Here is a 16096-nt window from a genome sequence, read left to right as displayed (position 1 = left end):
CCGCAGCCCATCCCGAGGTTCGCTTCGTGGGGCGCGCTGCTCGAGGTTCGCTTCGCGGGTCACGATCGCCAAGCCCGTTCCGCGCGCGCCACTTCGGAAAGTCCGTATCCAGGGCCCACCCCAAAGGTTCGGGGCCCGTCTCGTTCTGGAGCGACGGAGCGGGGGAGCGAAGCGGAGGAGCGGAGGAGTGAAGAACGAGACCAAGGGGGCCCCGAACCCCGCGCCGCCGGAGGCGGCGCCATAAACACAGCTCAGATCATGTTCTTATCGGTCATCCAGCGCATCACCTGCCAGCCGCAGAAAACCGGGATCCAGCAGGTGAGCACCCGGTAGAGCAGTACCGATGGCACCGCGACCTCGGCCGGCAGGCCGAACGCGGCCAGACCACCGATCAGCGCGGCCTCGACCGCGCCCACACCACCCGGTGTGGGTGCGGCCGAGGCCAGGGTGCCGCCGATCATCGTCACGATGGTGACGGTGACGAATGTGGTGCCGCCACCGAAGGCCTGCACACTTGCCCACAGCGCCAGGGCCTGGCCCAGGGTGAGGGCCGCACAGCCGAGCACGATGACCGCGCAGCGTTTCGGGTCACGGGCCAGCCGGGCCAGCTCTCCGACCACCTCCTGCAGCTGCGGTAGGACCGAAGTGTTGAGCCAGCGGCGCAGTTTCGGCACGAACATGAATGTGCCGATGATGCCGACCCCCACGCCGCCGATCAGGTACAGCACGGTGGGGGAGGGCACGAAATGCGAGAGGTCCGCCGTGGTTCCGGCCGCGACACTGAACAGCACCAGCAGCCCGATATGGGTCGATACCTGTACGGCCTGCTGTAACGCGACCGCCGCGGTGGCCCGGACCGCCCCGACCCCGCCCTTCTGCAGGAATCGCACACTCAGTGCCAAACCGCCGACGCGGGCCGGCGTGGTGGTGGCGGCGAATGTGTTCGCGATCTGCATGAGCACCAGTGGCCAGTACTTCACGATGCCCGAGGCGCAGGCCCACAACGCGGCCGCCGTGCCGAGATAGGTGAGCGAGGACAGCGCCAGACCGGCCAGTGCCCACCACCAGTTGGCTTCCCGGAGCTGAGTGAAGAAGGTCGGTACCGCGCTGATGAACGGGTAGGCGACATAGACCAGGCCGATCAGCAGCACCAGCTGGAGCAGGCTCTTGCGGTTGAACCGGGTGATCTGTTCGGCCTCGATCCGGTCCTGGCCGGTTTGCGTCCGCACTTCGTCGCGGGCCGCGGTCACCACCGATTTCCATTCGGGGATGGAGGCGCGGATACCGCGCGGCATGGCGAATTTGGTGAGCCGGCGCGAGGCGGTGAGCACGGTCTGTTCGCCGAGGACCTCGATCGCCGACCGCACCGCGGCTTCCGAACCGAACACCGCGGTCATCGAGACGAGCAGCTGGGCGATATCGGATTGCAGCTGGGCATCGGAGGCGCACAGTTCGGCCGCTGTGAAACCACCGAAGACCGCGCCCTGCTCGCCCACCCGGATCTCCGCGGGCCGCAGTTCCCCGTGTGCGATCCCGCGTTCACGCAGAACCGTGAGTGCCCGCCAGACCGCGTCCAATGCGGCGGTATCGGCGGGATCCTGTTCGATCGAGCGACCGGCGGGCAGGGTATGGGCGTAGAGCATCCAGCCGCGGGGAAGCCCCGCCACCGTCACCGGCCGATGTGCGGCGACCCCCAGTTCGTCCAGCGCGATCGCCATCAGGGCCCGGTGCTCCACGGCGCGATGCATGGAACCGTGCAGGGGCGCGGTCTCGCTGGAGCGGAAAGTGAGCCGCCGCCACAGCTGGCGCACCGCGCTGAGCGTGCGCTGGTTCTTTCCGTACAGTTCGACCACCAGCGCCCGCTCGCGCTCTTCGATCGTCGCCGACAGCATGAGCGCGCCGGGGCCGGCCGGGCGGACAACGGTGAGCCGGTTGACGGTGTAGCCGCGTTGGGCCAGCTGCCGGACCGCCGCCTCCAGCGGAACCTCCAGCGCCGGGGTCCCGACCAGCAATACGATCACCGCGCCTACCAGCCAGCCGACGGCCAGCCCGAACATGGCGCGTGCCGGGACGACGGTGCTGACCACCAGATGCATCGGCGCGAAGGCCAGGATCAGCGCCCACAGCCAGCGGCGGGGTCGTACCGGCAGCCACGGACTGGACACCGTGAGCACGGCGGCGAGCATGGCAATCCAGCGCGGATCGTCGAGGAACTGCTGGAGGAAGGTTTTATCGGCCAGATTCTCCGGCACCTGCAGATGCCACTGCGGAGCCGATAAACCGTTCGGCGTGATCGACAGCAGCAGCCCGGCCACCAGACCGGCGGTGGCGTATCCGGTGAGCAGTTTCCACTGCCCGCCCCACACCAGCTCCACCAGGATCGCGAAGGGCAGGATCAGGATGGCGATCCCGTACAGCAGGTAGACCAGATTCGACTGGTCCGGGTTCAGGAATCCGACGATATTGGAGACGGAACGTTCGAGCGCCAGCCATTCGGGCCGGGTGATCAACGATCCGGCGATGACCACGGCCACCCCGGCGATCGCGAAGACGACACGCAGAATATCGCTGGTCCGCCTGGTGAGCGGTTGTAGCAGGTTGCCCGTTACCGGGATCTCCCGCCCATCGACTCGCATGTCGTATCGGTACTTTCGGATCGAGGTGAAGCCGGTCGGCCGCCCGCACACACCAGACCGTGAGTATGCAGGAGGCCGAGCCGGACGATACACACCAACACGCTGCCAGAATCTGTCGGTGAGCAATGATCTGCGCATCTGTTTCGTAGGGGATTCCTTCGTCGCCGGAGTTGGGGACCCCGAGGCGCTGGGCTGGAGCGGGCGACTGACGGTCGACGCGCACGCCGCCGGCATCGCGCCCACCGCATACAACCTCGGCGTCCGCTGGCAGACCTCGACCGATATCGCCGGGCGCTGGCAGGCGGAATGCCGGCAGCGGCTGCCCCGCGAGGCCCAGGGGCGCGTGGTGTTCTCGTTCGGGGTCAACGACACCATGCTGATCGACGGCCGGACCAGAGTGGCCGCCGACACCTCGGTGGCGAATCTGCGCACGATGCTCGCGGGCACGCACACCGCATCGTGGCCTGTTCTCATGGTGGGCCCGCCGCCGGTGGACGATGTGGAGCACAACCTCCGCACCGCCGACCTCGACGAACGCTTCGGGCAGGTCTGCGCCGAGCACGGGGTCCCCTATGTCAGCAGTTGTCACCGTCTGGCGGCCGATACGGTCTGGATGGAACAGGTACGAGCCGGTGACGGGGCACATCCCGGGGCGGCCGGATACACCGCGTTCGCGGAACTGCTGCTGCCGGACTGGCGCGAATGGCTGGGGTACGCCGCGACTCAGCTCGCGGATACGCCCGAAATGAAACCGCGGCGCACCGGGGCGAAGACCTCCCCGAGTTCGGGCACCGACCGCACCAGCTCCGCGCCGTAATCGCATTCGCATTCCAGCTGGCTCAACGTACCGACCAGAGTCAGCGAGGCCCGGGCGAACGGGGTGCACGCCGGCGGCAGCGTCAGCTCCCGCATCACATTGGTCAGCCGCAGACTCGTGGTGCGCAGCACCTGCTTACGCAACCAGGACGTGGTCAGCCGGAAACGCTCGTGGCGGACCGGCTCACCACACGCCGAAAGCGCCGATTCCAGCGCGACCGCGTCGAACTCCCGGCCCGGTAACGCGAACCCGTGCTTACGCACCGCCGTTTCCAGCGCCGACGGTCCGCCGTTGAAAATCGCATCGCACATCTGCACGGCCAAATCGATGAACCCCGGATGCGGCCAGGGCGCACAGGCCCCGAAATCGGCCACACCCAGCCGGCCGTCGGGCAGCAGCCACAGATTGCCCGGATGCGGATCGCAGTACAGCAACCCGTGCTGTTCCCAGCCGGTGAGGACGAACCGCATCATCAGCTCGCCGACCCGGTCGCGCTGTTCCCGGGTGCCCGAACCGATGATCCGGGTCGCCGGGGTGCCCCGCACCCACTCCGAAATGAGCACATCGCCACGCTGTTCCAGCACGTCCGGAACATAGAACTCGGCACTGTCGCGGTAGAAGGCCGCGAAAGTCCGCTGATTCTCCGCCTCGCCCGCGTAATCCAGTTCGGCGCGCACGCTCTCGCACAGTGCCTCGGTCACCGATTTCACATCCGCACCGGGCAGCAGCACCGACGCCAGGATCGAAACCCGCCGCAACTGCACCAGATCCGATTCCACCGCGACCCGGGCGCCCGGATACATCACTTTCACCGCGACTTCACGTCCGTCGTGCCACACCCCGCGGTGCACCTGACCGATCGAGGCCGCCGCGGCCCGGCGATCGTCGAACTCCCGGAACAGGTCGCGCCAGTGCGGGCCGAACGTATCGGCCATCACACCGTGCACGGTCGCGGGCAGCATCACCGGCGCCGAATCCTGCAGCCGGGCCAGCGCAGCCTGGTACGGCGCCGCGATATCGCGGGGTAGCGCGAGCTGATAGATCGCCAGCAACTGCCCGAGTTTGGCGGCGCAGCCCTTCAGTTCACCCAGCACCGCGAACATATGCTCGGCGGTGCGGCTCTGGATATCGCGGTTCACCTCCAGCGCGGGCCGCCCGAGCGCCCGGCGGCCCGCCCCCGCCGCCTGCCGGCCCGCATAGGCGACCGGCAGCGCCATGAGCTTGGCGCTGCGCAGCGCCGGGCGTACCGGTGGCGCGCCGGAATCGCGTCGACTGCTCATGCTGTGTCCTCCGGGTATGAGTGAGGGCCCTGTGTGGTGGCGCTGCGCTGCGTCCTCCGGCCTGACTCACTCATACTGCGTCCATTGGGTATGAGTGAGGGCCCTGCGTGGTTACGCTCCGCTGCCGCCTCCGGGCCTGACTCACTCATACCTCTATCCCCGAACCGAATCCTTTGTTCTCCTGTGCAGTCTGGCATAGTTGTGCATAGACTGTCTGGGACGTAACAACTGCCGAGAGAGGTGTCTCCATGGGGTCCCGCACGGTAGTCGCCGACGTCGCCGACGAACTGGCCCGGCGGGTCGCCGCAGGGGAATATCAGCCGGGGGAACTGATGCCCTCGGTTCGTCAGGTAGCCGACGAGTTCGAAATGAACCGGGCCACGGCGCAGCTCACGCTCGGCCGGCTGGAATCCTACGGCTTCGTGGAGGCCAGGCGCGGTAAGGGCTTCACCATTCGTGAGGTGCGTTCGGCCGGCGGGCTGGACGTCTACCGCCACCTCTTCCGCTTCTCCATCCCGATGCCCGAGGTCGCGATCGAGATGTTCCGGGATATCGTCGAGGTCGAGCGCGGGATCGTCATGGACGCGCTGCTCGCCTACACCGGCGCAGCGCCGGGCGGGCCGGTCGCGGCCGGTTTCGATCTCGCCGAACTCAAGGCCGAAGTGGATGCGCTCGAAACCCTCGCCCGCACCGACGTACCCGATCACCGCCGCATTCTGGCCATCGAAATCGGTATCGTGCGACGGTTGCTCGTCACCCTCGAATCCAGCCTGCAGCGCGCCATCTTGAATTCGATCGGCGATATGGTCCTCGAGGTGCCGCAGGCCGTCGAGGCATATTTCGCCGGCGCGGCCGATCTGCACGTCCTGGTCTGGCGGGCGCTGATCGCGGTATGGGAATCGGAATCCGGCCCCTCACCCGCACAACTGGCCCTGTTCGAAGATCTCTTCGGGATCTATCACCACAAGGTGATCAACCGCTTCGAGGAACTCCTCGGAGCACAGGGCGAACCGCAAATCCACGCCGTCACAGCCTGAACGGGCCCGGGTTTTCCGCAGTGCGGTCGCGCCCGTCAGCGGTGCTCGGCAGCGAAACCTCACGAGGGCCTCGCTGAACCCGGGAGTGTCGGCGGTGGGGGCGTCCAGTACGCCGAGAGCCGAACCGAACAGTTTGCCCAGCCGGTCCGCGCGCCGATGAGGCAAGCGTCCGGTCGGGCGTCTCAGAGGTGGACGGTCGAAACCTCGGCTCCTGCCCGGACACGAGCGCTGCTGGGCGGCACGAGCCGGGGCCAGGTCTCGGACCTCTCGGTTATCGCCGGTCCAGGTTCCGCGTCTCTACCGTCGACGCGATGTGGTGGCGGACCCTGCTCGCCGACCCCGCCCACATCTGGCTACAGGTGTGGGCGCGGGCGAGGACACGCAGGCCGGCGCGGGACCCACCACGGTGCGGCCGGTCCACGGCCGGGCACGTTCGGCCGGGCGGCCCCGCCCGGCCGAACGCGGTGACTATCCGGCGTCGTTGAGCTTGTTCAGGCGCTCGCAGGAGTTGACGTATTCCTCGACGAGGCGGTTCATCACATCGGCCGAACGCTCGGTCTTGTTCATCATGCCGACGATCTGGCCCACCGGGTTGAAGTTCACGTCCTTGGCGGCCTCCGGATAGCGGTGGCCGCGCTTCACGCCGTCCAGCGCGACCATCATCTGCAGCGGCATGGGCAGCGGATCCGGGTTGTCGGCCGATTCCCAGGCGTCGGTCCACTCGTTGCGCAGCATCCGGGCCGGTTTACCGGTCCAGGAACGGGAGCGGATGGTGTCGTGGCTGGAGGCGTCGATCAGGGTCTGCATCTGCGCGGGCGGCACGTTGGCCTCTTCCACGGTGAGCCAGATGGAACCGGTCCAGGCGCCGGCGGCGCCCATCGCCATGGCGGCCGCGACCTGGCGGCCGTCGCCGATACCGCCCGCGGCCAGTACCGGCAGATCGCCCACGGCGTCGATGACCTGCGGCCACAGCACCAGCGAGGAGACCTCACCGCAGTGCCCGCCGCCCTCGGTGCCCTGGCAGACCACGAAGTCCAGGCCGGCATTCTTGTGGTTCATGGCGTGCTTCACCGAACCACACAGCGCGCCGATGAGCCGCCCGGACTCCTGGATCTGCGAGACGAACTCCGGCGGCGGGGTGCCCAGCGCGTTGGCGACCAGTTTGGCCTTCGGATGCTTCAGGATCACCTCGACCTGCGGCGCCGCGGTGGTGGCGGTCCAGCCGAGCAGCTGCGGGTGTACTTCCTCTTCGGGAAGCTTCGGCACGCCGTGATCGGCCAGGATCTTCTCGGCGAAATCGCGATGACCCTGCGGGACGTGCTTGGCGAGTTCGGCCTCGAGCTCTTCGGGGGAGAGTCCGTCGATGCCCTTGCCCTCGTACTTCGAGGGGATCACCAGGTCGACACCGTAGGGGTTGTCGCCGACGTGTTCGTCGAGCCAGGCCAGCTCGACCTCGAGCTCTTCGGCCGTGAACCCGACCGCGCCGAGGACGCCGAGACCGCCGGCGTTGCTGACCGCGGCCGCCACGTCGCGGCAATGGGTGAAGGCGAAGATGGGGAACTCGATCCCCAGCCGGTCGCAGATATCGGTACGCATGGCGCTGCTGGTCTCCCTATGCCTGGAACAAGTTACACAATTGCCGCGCGGCGGCTGATCCGGCCGCTGTCACCTCGCGGACCCGAAAGCGCCGCGTGCCATGGGTGCGGGCGAGGCGTGCGCACGGGTCCTGCAGGTGCCATACCTTGAATGTAACACGTTCTAGTTTTATTGGAACCGATTCGCCGGTGCGATTGCCGGCGCAGGTTCGACCCCGCCCGCCGGCGCCTCGGCGGGCGCCGCCCGGTCGCGCGGCTTCCGCAGCGGAACCTTCAGGAACAGGACGAACAGGAACACCAGCAAGGTGGCGCGGCCCCACACTCCGAAGCGCACCACCGCTTCCATCAGTTCGACCGAATGCCCGGTGCCCATCGCATAGAAATAGCGGAAAACCCCCACTCCGATCGCGATATCGGCGACGAGATAACTCCACACCACCGGCCACGGCACCGCCAGAACGACAAGGAACGGAATCAACCACAGCGTGTACTGCGGCGAATGCACCTTGTGGAACAGCAGAAACCCGCACAGCATCGCCCCGCTGACACCGATCCACGGATACACACCCGTTTCGAGGTACCGGCGGCGCCCGATGTACAACGCCAGGACGAACGAGGCGATGATCAACATCGGTGAGGCGATCGCCACGGTATCGGCGAAAGCCGCGGTACCGACCCGATCGGTACCGAACAGCGGCCGCAGCCCCCAGAACCAGATCGAGTTCGTGGTGATATCGGCCTGGCGCTGCTGCTGGAATTCGATCGATGCCCGCCAGCCGTCGTATCCGGCGATCGCGAAAGGCAGATTGACCACCGCGACGGTGGCCGCCGCGGCAGCACCGGTCCACAGCGCGCCCCGGATATCGAGGCGGGTGCGGCCGTTGGCATCCGGTCCCCGGTCGCCGTCGGTCAGTACATACAGCATCAACGGCAGCACGAATATGGCCGGATAGATCTTGAAACAGAATCCGAGCCCCAGTAGTACTGCCGCGACTATCGCCCGCGACCGCACCGGCCGCCGGCTCGGCACCATCACCGCCATCGCCGCCACGGTCGTGCACACCACCGGCAGTTCCCAGTTGTGGAATGCGTAGAGCACCAGTGGCGGCCCCACCGCCCACAGCAGCGCGGCCCGGCCGGCCATCCGGGCCAGCAACCACGCCGTCAACAAGGCGAACGGAGCCAGCAGCAGCGCCGAATACAGCAGGAACATCGCGTCGTTGTCCGCACCCAAGGCGCCGAGCCACATCAGTAGGCCGCTGAGCACCGGGTATTCCACGGCCCCGCCGATCAGCGATCCGTCGGCGGTGATGCCGCCGTGTACATACGGGAAAATATGCTGATCGATATCGCGCCCCAGCCACAGGAACTGGATATCGGAGTAGCAGACCCGGGCGTCCTTCACGTAGTCGAACGCGACACTGCGACCGTCGGCGCGAAATGGCGCTCCGGCGCAACGAGCCTTGTTGAGAAACGCCACTGTCAGTGTGATCGCGCACAGCAGAACCGCCGCAATCACCGCGGTCTGCCGGGAAACGCGACCGGTCGCGAACGCGCGCGCGGCCGCTCCGATCGACATACCGATCACCTTAGTGTCGGGGGTGCGGTGCCGAGCGCCCGAGAGTGGACACCGGCACCCACGGCACGGGCGGTAATACCAGGTTGCACCCTGCCGTATCGGTCGCGAATTCCGGTTCTTTCCCGATACCGGGAAATCGTCTTCCGCGCCGCGCGGAGTGCGGTCGCGAAGTCGGCCGGATCGATTTCGTGGTGACCCACCCCCTCGGGTACTCTTGCCCGGTTGCTGACGCGACGACCTCCTGCCACGGACCGTCCGTGGCCGAATCCAGACCACAGGAGGTGATTGGTTCGTGCGTCATTACGAAGTGATGGTCATCCTCGATCCGAGCATGGACGAGCGCACCGTCGGGCCGTCCCTGGAAAATATGCTCAGCGTTATCCGCACCGAGGGCGGGAAAATCGACAAGGTCGATATCTGGGGCCGTAAGCGTCTCGCCTACGAGATCAGCAAGAACGCCGAAGGCATCTACGCGGTTATCGATCTGACCGCCGAGCCCGCCACGGTGAGCGAACTCGACCGCCAGTTGGGCCTCAACGAGCAGGTGCTGCGCACCAAGGTTCTGCGCAACGAAAAGTAGTTCCGGCGGTACCGCAGTTTAGTCGGAGTCTGTCTCTAGGCTCTAGCGCAAACAGCGAGTGCACTCGGACTGCACACCGAGCAGGAGGAACCCACCATGGCAGCAGGCGATACCGTCATCACGGTCATCGGAAATCTGACGGCCGATCCCGAGCTTCGATTCACGCCCGCGGGCGCGGCAGTGGCGAATTTCACCGTCGCCTCGACGCCCCGCATCTTCGACCGGAACACCAACGAATGGAAAGACGGCGAGGCACTGTTCCTGCGGTGCAATATCTGGCGCGACGCGGCGGAGAATGTCGCCGAAAGTCTGACCAGGGGCTCCCGGGTGATCGTCAGTGGACGGCTCAAGCAGCGCTCCTACGAAACCCGTGAGGGTGAGAAGCGCACAGTAGTCGAGCTCGAGGTCGACGAGGTCGGTCCTTCGCTGAAGTACGCCACGGCCAAGGTCAACAAGACCAGCCGCGGCGGTGGCGGTGGTGGATTCGGTTCCAACAGCGGTGGTGGTGGAAACTACAACGCCGGCAACAGCGGCGGTGGACGGTCCGGACAGGGCGCAGCGGAAGACCCGTGGGGTAGCGCGCCCGCGGCCGGCTCCTTCGGGGGCGGCGGCCGGATGGACGATGAACCGCCGTTCTGAGACGGCCCGCACAGACCCGCGTCGGCGGGTCGCCAAGAAAACGGAGTGAACGAAAATGGCCAAGGCACCGGCGCGCGAAAAGGTGCTCAAGAAGAAGGCTTGCACTTTCTGCAAAGAAAGCAAGACCGGACCTGTCAATATCGACTACAAGGATGCGCCGCTGCTGCGCAAGTACGTCAGTGAGCGCGGCAAGATCCGTGCCCGCCGGGTCACCGGCAACTGCGTGCAGCATCAGCGCGATATCGCCATCGCGGTGAAGAACTCGCGTGAGATGGCGCTGCTGCCCTACGTTTCGACGGCTCGCTGAGAAAGGTCGGTCAAGCATATGAAGCTCATCCTGACTGCCGACGTCGACAATCTCGGCGCTCCCGGCGATACCGTAGAGGTCAAGGACGGCTACGGCCGTAACTACCTGCTGCCCCGCGGGCTGGCGATCGTTGCCACCCGTGGTGCCGAGAAGCAGGTCGAGGGAATCCGCCGGGCCCAGGAGGCCCGTCGGGTGCGCGATCTCGGCCATGCCAACGAACTGAAGCAGGCGATCGAGAACCTGGAGTCGGTATCGCTGTCGGTCAAGACCGCCGGTACCGGCAAGCTGTTCGGCTCGGTCACCCAGTCCGATATCGCCGCGGCGATCAAATCGGCCGGTGGGCCGGTGCTGGACAAGCGCAGCATCGAACTGCCGAAGTCGCATATCAAGGCCACCGGTAAGCATCAGGTCACGGTGCACCTGCACCCTGATGTCGCCGCGAAATTCGCCCTGGAGGTCGTGGCCGCGGGCTGAGCCGCGGTTATCGGCACGCTTCGACCGGGGATCACGCAGCCGCGTGGTCTCCGGTCGTGTGCTCTTCTCTCGGGGGTGTTAGCCAGCAGTTAGCTGGTTCTGTTTACGGATGGACACTCACGGCGGCGCCGTCGAGGTCCGTCATTGGTGTGTCCGCGTTATCCACAGGATGTGGATCCTGTGGATCAATCACAAAACCAACCGGACGTATTGTGACCCAGCTCATATCTGTTCGCCTGTCCGTTAACTCAACACGCCCGGCTGTTCAACAACTCCGACACGCCGACACTTTGTTTATCCACACTGTGTTGACGCCGAAAACCCCGGTCTAGCTGGGTATTTTTCCGGCCTGACCTGCGTTTTCCCCAGGTTGTCCACAGGTTGTACACAACAAGGGGTGAACTATCCCCAGGTTATCCACAGGTCTATCCACAGGGCTGTTTGGCATGTGGATAGAACCTCGCCTAGGTTCATCGCAGCACCACGTCAACGCCTCCGCCGGAAGCCGGCGGAACGGATCTATCCGGTCGATAGCTGGGATGTCTGAACACTGGTCGCAGACACTTCCCGCCCCGGCGAAACTGTCGGACCCGTGCGGTAGAACCATTCGGCACAGGGGTGCGTCCGGTCTGGAGGAGAGGACGGTCGAGTCTGATGGCAGTCGTCGATGACCGCGGGCACACGGATTTCCCACCCGAGCCGCCCGGTGAGGATTTCGGGCGTCAGCCGCCGCACGATATGGCCGCCGAACAGTCGGTCCTGGGCGGCATGCTGCTCAGCAAGGACGCCATCGCCGATGTGATCGAGGTGCTGCGCTCCGGCGATTTCTATCGCCCCGCCCATCAGGCCGTCTACGATGCGATCCTCGATCTCTATGGTCGCGGCGAACCGGCCGACCCGGTCACCGTCGCCGCCGGCCTGGACCGCAGCGGCGAACTGAAACGAATCGGCGGCGCGCCCTACCTGGTCACCCTGACCCAGACCGTCCCCACCGCCGCGAACGCCGGCTTCTACGCCGAAATCGTCGCCGAGAAGGCGATCCTGCGCCGCCTGGTCGAGGCCGGTACCCGCATCGTGCAGTACGGCTACGCCGGCGCCGACGGTCAAGATGTCGCCGAGGTGGTCGACCGCGCCCAGGCCGAGGTCTACGAGGTCACCGAACGCCGGACCTCCGAAGATTTCCTCCCGCTGGAAGACCTCCTCCAGCCCACCATGGACGAAATCGACTCGATCGCCTCCCGCGGCGGTATCTCTCTGGGCGTCCCCACCGGTTTCACCGAACTCGACGAGCTCACCAACGGCCTCCATCCCGGGCAGATGATCATCGTCGCGGCGAGGCCCGGTGTGGGTAAGGCGCTGGCGCTGGACACGCCCGTGCCGACCCCGGCGGGTTGGACCACCATGGGCGAGGTTCAGGTGGGAGATGAACTTATCGACGCTGAAGGCCGACCCACCCGGGTTGTCGCGGCGACCGAAGTGATGGTCGATCGACCCTGCTACGAGGTCGAGTTCTCCGATGGCACCGTGATCGTTGCCGACGAACAGCATCTGTGGCTGACCGAAACGCGAGCGTCGCGACGTTCCGCACAACAGGCGGCCGACGGTCGCAACCGACAACGTAACCAGCGCACTTTCGCAGAGGTCCGGACCACCGGCGAGATCGCGGCCACACTCCGATGTGCAACGGCCGACCGCAGACTGAACCACTCGGTGACCAACTCCGAGCCATTGCAGCTACCCGAGCGGGATTTCCTCGTCCCGCCGTACACACTCGGTGCCTGGCTGGGGGACGGTACGACAGCTGCTGCTCAAATCACCTCTGTCGATCCCGAGATCATTGCCCGTATAGAGGGGGAAGGAATCGTTGCGGTGCCGTCCCCCACGGCGAAAATCCGCTATCAATTGCGTCTGCCGGACGACGAGCCGATATCTGAGCGAGTCTGTGTCGCATGCGGCAAATCCTTCGTACCGTTCACCAGCGAGGTCCGGACCTGCGGCCGTTCGTGCGGTGGCCGAGCACGGTTTGTTTCCGCTCCGGTGGCCGCGCCGACCTGCCCTCGCTGTGGCGGCCCGTCGATAGGTCTGCGGATGTGCCAGGAGTGCCGCAACCGAGTGGGCAGCCTTCAAGCGCGTCTTCGTACGATCGGCGTACTCAACTCCAAACACATCCCCATGGAGTATCAGCGGTCATCGGAAGCCCAGCGCCGCGCTATGCTGGCCGGGCTGCTCGATACGGACGGGACGGTGACCCAGAGTGGTTGCGTTCAGTTTTCCGTCACCGACGAGCGGTTGTTCTTCGACGTTCGCGAGCTCGTGGTCGGTCTCGGCTATCGTTGTGGCGTTTCGACAAAGTCTGTCGCCGGCCGAAATCCGCAGCGGTCTATTGCCTACACACTCACTTTTTCCACCGACGATGTCGTCTTCGGGCTCTACCGGAAGGCAGCACTGCACAAGGAACGGCGTGCGGGCCGCGAGTCGCGAGCTGACTCGAGGTTCATCGTCGATGTCCGCCGGGTCGATTCCGTTCCGGTCCGATGTGTCGAGGTGGACAACGACGCACATATGTACCTGGCCGGACGATCCATGATCCCGACCCACAATTCGACGCTGGGAATGGATTTCATGCGCAGTTGCTCGATTCGGCACGGGCTGGCGAGCGTGATCTTCTCGCTGGAGATGAGCCGGACCGAGATCGTCATGCGTCTGCTCTCGGCGGAGGCGAAGATCAAGCTCGGGGATATGCGGTCGGGGCGGATGAGCGACGACGACTGGACGAAGCTGGCGCGGCGGATGAGTGAGATCAGTGAGGCGCCGCTGTTCGTGGACGATTCACCGAACCTGACGATGATGGAGATCCGGGCGAAGGCGCGGCGGCTCAAACAGCGGCACGATCTGAAACTCGTTGTGGTCGACTATCTCCAGCTGATGACCTCCGGTAAGAAGGTCGAATCGCGGCAGCAGGAAGTCTCGGAATTCTCGCGGCATCTCAAACTCCTGGCCAAGGAGCTGGAGGTTCCGGTGGTCGCGATCAGCCAGCTGAACCGCGGGCCGGAGCAGCGGACGGATAAGCGCCCGCAGGTCTCTGACCTGCGCGAATCGGGGTCTTTGGAACAGGATGCGGACATGGTGATCCTGTTGCACCGGCCCGATGCGTTCGAGCGGGACGATCCGCGTGGCGGTGAGGCCGACCTGATTCTCGGTAAACACCGTAACGGCCCCACAGCGACTATTACCGTCGCTCACCAGCTGCATCTCTCCCGGTTCGTGGATATGGCCCGCGGCTGACCGCGGGTGTACGGTCTCGAAATCCGTGTCGCAATCTCAAAGCGAATGTCGCCGGCTTGTCATATGTGACACGGCTTCGAGACTTTCCTTCGGCGGGATTCCAAGCGCGGTTCCTCACCATGGTGGCGCGAGACGGATGGATGCACCGTTCGGATCGCTACATCGGAGAATCGAGCTGCCGGTGTCGAAAGAGTCCAGGTCCGTGGAGTCGGTCAGTGCCGATTCTGTCGAGGTCGCCTTCCGGTGCGATGACGAGCGTGAAGTGTCGCGGTCGTTCTCGTCGCAACACGCCGAACAGCTCGTCCTGCGCCTCGGCACCGAGGTAGCTGCCGCGGGCATTGCCGAGTAGCACCACTCCGTCGGCGCCGAGAACATCCAGCGCCCGGCGGGCTTCGGTCGCGGCCGCAGGGGCATCGGCAGCGTGGCGAAAAACCCGAACTGCTGTGGCCGTGCCGCAACCAGCTCCGCCGAGAAGTCGTTCAGTTCACGTGCCAGCGCCGCCGCTTCGCCGGAGTCGGGCAGGAAGGTGGTGCCGGGTGTGGACACCGACAGCACCGCCGAGGCGATTCCCGCAGTGCTCATCAGCTGCAGCGCGGATTCGATGCTCCACTCGGGTACCTCCCGGCCCCCGGCCGTCGCTACGCCATGGTTCCGCAGTGCATCCCGATGCATCGGTGGACGAGGTGCTGATGGACGTCGATACGGTCGTTGCCCATAGCGTTCATCCTCCGACAGCTTCGGCCAGACGCGGCAGCTGCCGCAGCGGGTTATGGCGTTCGATCTCCATGCGCTGATCTGTGTCGAAGATTTCGCTCAGCCGCGGTGCGGGGTCGTTGTCGCCGGTCTGTGGCAGGGTCGAGGCGCTGAAGGGCCAGTCGGAGCCGAAGACGATGTGGTCGCGGCCGGTCACGGCGAGGGTGGCGGCCATGGCGGCGGGTGAGGCGCTCAGCGCGGTGTCGTAGTAGAAGCGCGAGATCTGCCGCTCGGTATCGAGGAGCGAAGGTTTGGGCAGATCGGCAGGCCACGATTGTCCGGCAGCGGTCTGTGAGGCGACACCGATTCGGTGGGACAAGAACGGCAGGGTGCCACCGGCGTGGGCGAGCTGGAAACGGATGTCGGGATACCGTTGAGTCATTCCGGTGGCGACCATCAGAGTTGCTGCGCGTGTGGTGTCGAAGGTGAATTCTTCCAGGAAATCCGGCAGCGGCAGTTCAGGTTTCGCCCCTGCGGGGATCGCGGCGGGGTGCACGAACACATAGGCTTTGCGCTGGTTCAGCGCAACCATCAGCGGTTCGAACCGCGGGTCGCCCAGGTAGATGCCGTCGTAGGCGGACAGCAGCACCACCCCATCGAGACGCAGGGTATCCAAGGCGAAAATCGCCTCCTCGATGGAGGCGGGGACATCCGGCATCGGTAGCACGGCGAACGCACCGAAACGCGTAGAAAACTTCTTGAACAGGTCGGCGGCGTAGGTGTTGCAGTAGCGCGCCATATCGTTGGCCTCCCGGCCCCGCAGATAGGACACTCCGGGATCGGAGACCGAGAGGGCCTGGGCCTGGATGCCGTAGTAGTCCATGAACCCGAGGGCTTCCTCCGGTGACCAGTTCGGGGTCGGGTAGCCGCCGATGGTGAAGTGCCCGTGTTCGATCAGCGACGCGCGGTAGTCCGGCGGCAAGAAGTGAGCATGCAGGTCTATTCGGTAGGAGCCGGTCGGCGGCGGGGACTGTCGACGCAGGCGCGCCTGCGCTTCCGGGACGCCGAGGCCCGATGCCGCCAGTGCGGCGATGCCCACGGTTCCGGCAGCCGCGCCGCCGAGTAGACGCCGCCGGCTTGTCGAACCAGCGGAGCGAGGGTTGCTCATCAAGGC

General features: G+C 65.8%; 13 protein-coding genes. 7 read left to right on the top strand and 6 right to left on the bottom strand.

What is annotated here, in order from left to right:
* Nucleotides 1–251: 251 nt before the first annotated feature.
* Nucleotides 252–2636 (bottom strand): lysylphosphatidylglycerol synthase domain-containing protein, encoded by a 2385-nt coding sequence (locus tag ACFWPH_RS29120; protein WP_378755371.1) that lies wholly within the window; start codon nt 2634–2636, stop codon nt 252–254.
* Nucleotides 2637–2754: 118 nt separating this feature from the next.
* Here ACFWPH_RS29120 and ACFWPH_RS29115 point away from each other — a divergent pair, with 118 nt between their 5' ends.
* On the top strand, nt 2755–3453 hold the full coding sequence (locus tag ACFWPH_RS29115; protein ID WP_378755370.1) for a GDSL-type esterase/lipase family protein: 699 nt from the start codon (nt 2755–2757) through the stop codon (nt 3451–3453).
* On the opposite strand, the gene ACFWPH_RS29110 is transcribed toward ACFWPH_RS29115, so the two are convergent.
* A complete protein-coding gene (locus tag ACFWPH_RS29110; RefSeq protein ID WP_378755369.1) occupies nt 3360–4733 on the bottom strand; it encodes an ABC1 kinase family protein in 1374 nt (457 codons plus the stop codon). The genes ACFWPH_RS29115 and ACFWPH_RS29110 overlap by 94 nt on opposite strands.
* A gap of 248 nt (nt 4734–4981) precedes the next feature.
* Here ACFWPH_RS29110 and ACFWPH_RS29105 point away from each other — a divergent pair, with 248 nt between their 5' ends.
* Nucleotides 4982–5770, top strand: a complete 789-nt coding sequence (locus ACFWPH_RS29105) for a GntR family transcriptional regulator (RefSeq protein ID WP_378755368.1) — start codon at nt 4982–4984, stop codon at nt 5768–5770.
* A 468-nt stretch (nt 5771–6238) separates the two neighbouring features.
* Here the strand turns inward: ACFWPH_RS29105 and ACFWPH_RS29100 are convergent, their stop codons facing one another.
* Nucleotides 6239–7366, bottom strand: coding sequence for an NAD(P)H-dependent flavin oxidoreductase (locus ACFWPH_RS29100; RefSeq protein WP_378755366.1), 1128 nt, complete (start codon nt 7364–7366; stop codon nt 6239–6241).
* A 168-nt stretch (nt 7367–7534) separates the two neighbouring features.
* Nucleotides 7535–8944 (bottom strand): hypothetical protein, encoded by a 1410-nt coding sequence (locus tag ACFWPH_RS29095; RefSeq protein WP_378755365.1) that lies wholly within the window; start codon nt 8942–8944, stop codon nt 7535–7537.
* 292 nt (nt 8945–9236) lie between these two features.
* Here ACFWPH_RS29095 and rpsF point away from each other — a divergent pair, with 292 nt between their 5' ends.
* The 5 genes from rpsF to dnaB all read left to right on the top strand — a co-directional run bounded on the left by rpsF (nt 9237) and on the right by dnaB (nt 14229).
* Nucleotides 9237–9524 carry a 30S ribosomal protein S6 gene (gene rpsF / locus ACFWPH_RS29090; RefSeq protein WP_378755364.1) on the top strand — a complete coding sequence of 96 codons (288 nt, stop codon included), beginning with the start codon at nt 9237–9239 and terminating at the stop codon, nt 9522–9524.
* A 96-nt stretch (nt 9525–9620) separates the two neighbouring features.
* Nucleotides 9621–10163, top strand: coding sequence for a single-stranded DNA-binding protein (locus tag ACFWPH_RS29085; protein WP_280460461.1), 543 nt, complete (start codon nt 9621–9623; stop codon nt 10161–10163).
* A gap of 55 nt (nt 10164–10218) precedes the next feature.
* Nucleotides 10219–10470, top strand: a complete 252-nt coding sequence (gene rpsR, locus ACFWPH_RS29080) for a 30S ribosomal protein S18 (RefSeq protein WP_033246575.1) — start codon at nt 10219–10221, stop codon at nt 10468–10470.
* Between the two features lie 18 nt (nt 10471–10488).
* Nucleotides 10489–10944, top strand: a complete 456-nt coding sequence (gene rplI / locus ACFWPH_RS29075; RefSeq protein ID WP_062978911.1) for a 50S ribosomal protein L9 — start codon at nt 10489–10491, stop codon at nt 10942–10944.
* A 654-nt stretch (nt 10945–11598) separates the two neighbouring features.
* Entirely contained in the window at nt 11599–14229 is a 2631-nt protein-coding gene (gene dnaB / locus ACFWPH_RS29070; protein ID WP_378755363.1) for a replicative DNA helicase, read from the top strand.
* A 114-nt stretch (nt 14230–14343) separates the two neighbouring features.
* Here the strand turns inward: dnaB and ACFWPH_RS29065 are convergent, their stop codons facing one another.
* Complete coding sequence (locus ACFWPH_RS29065; RefSeq protein WP_378755362.1) at nt 14344–14784, bottom strand: hypothetical protein; 441 nt, start codon at nt 14782–14784, stop codon at nt 14344–14346.
* A 166-nt stretch (nt 14785–14950) separates the two neighbouring features.
* A complete protein-coding gene (locus tag ACFWPH_RS29060) occupies nt 14951–16090 on the bottom strand; it encodes an amidohydrolase family protein (RefSeq protein WP_378755361.1) in 1140 nt (379 codons plus the stop codon).
* Nucleotides 16091–16096: the final 6 nt, after the last annotated feature.

It is taken from the genome of Nocardia sp. NPDC058499 (genome assembly GCF_042719915.1).
Taxonomy (GTDB): Bacteria; Actinomycetota; Actinomycetes; order Mycobacteriales; family Mycobacteriaceae; genus Nocardia.
The sequence above is the reverse complement of the archived record's forward strand: the minus strand, read 5'-3'. Positions and strand labels throughout refer to the sequence as shown.

What these genes read in the sequence shown, in the direction of transcription:
- ACFWPH_RS29060 (WP_378755361.1), bottom strand. Translation starts at nt 16,090, where the DNA reads ATGAGCAACCCTCGCTCCGCTGGTTCGACAAGCCGGCGGCGTCTACTC.
- dnaB (WP_378755363.1), top strand. Translation starts at nt 11,599, where the DNA reads ATGGCAGTCGTCGATGACCGCGGGCACACGGATTTCCCACCCGAGCCG.
- ACFWPH_RS29085 (WP_280460461.1), top strand. Translation starts at nt 9,621, where the DNA reads ATGGCAGCAGGCGATACCGTCATCACGGTCATCGGAAATCTGACGGCC.
- ACFWPH_RS29110 (WP_378755369.1), bottom strand. Translation starts at nt 4,733, where the DNA reads ATGAGCAGTCGACGCGATTCCGGCGCGCCACCGGTACGCCCGGCGCTG.
- ACFWPH_RS29100 (WP_378755366.1), bottom strand. Translation starts at nt 7,366, where the DNA reads ATGCGTACCGATATCTGCGACCGGCTGGGGATCGAGTTCCCCATCTTC.
- ACFWPH_RS29095 (WP_378755365.1), bottom strand. Translation starts at nt 8,944, where the DNA reads ATGTCGATCGGAGCGGCCGCGCGCGCGTTCGCGACCGGTCGCGTTTCC.
- rpsR (WP_033246575.1), top strand. Translation starts at nt 10,219, where the DNA reads ATGGCCAAGGCACCGGCGCGCGAAAAGGTGCTCAAGAAGAAGGCTTGC.
- rplI (WP_062978911.1), top strand. Translation starts at nt 10,489, where the DNA reads ATGAAGCTCATCCTGACTGCCGACGTCGACAATCTCGGCGCTCCCGGC.
- ACFWPH_RS29105 (WP_378755368.1), top strand. Translation starts at nt 4,982, where the DNA reads ATGGGGTCCCGCACGGTAGTCGCCGACGTCGCCGACGAACTGGCCCGG.
- ACFWPH_RS29120 (WP_378755371.1), bottom strand. Translation starts at nt 2,636, where the DNA reads ATGCGAGTCGATGGGCGGGAGATCCCGGTAACGGGCAACCTGCTACAA.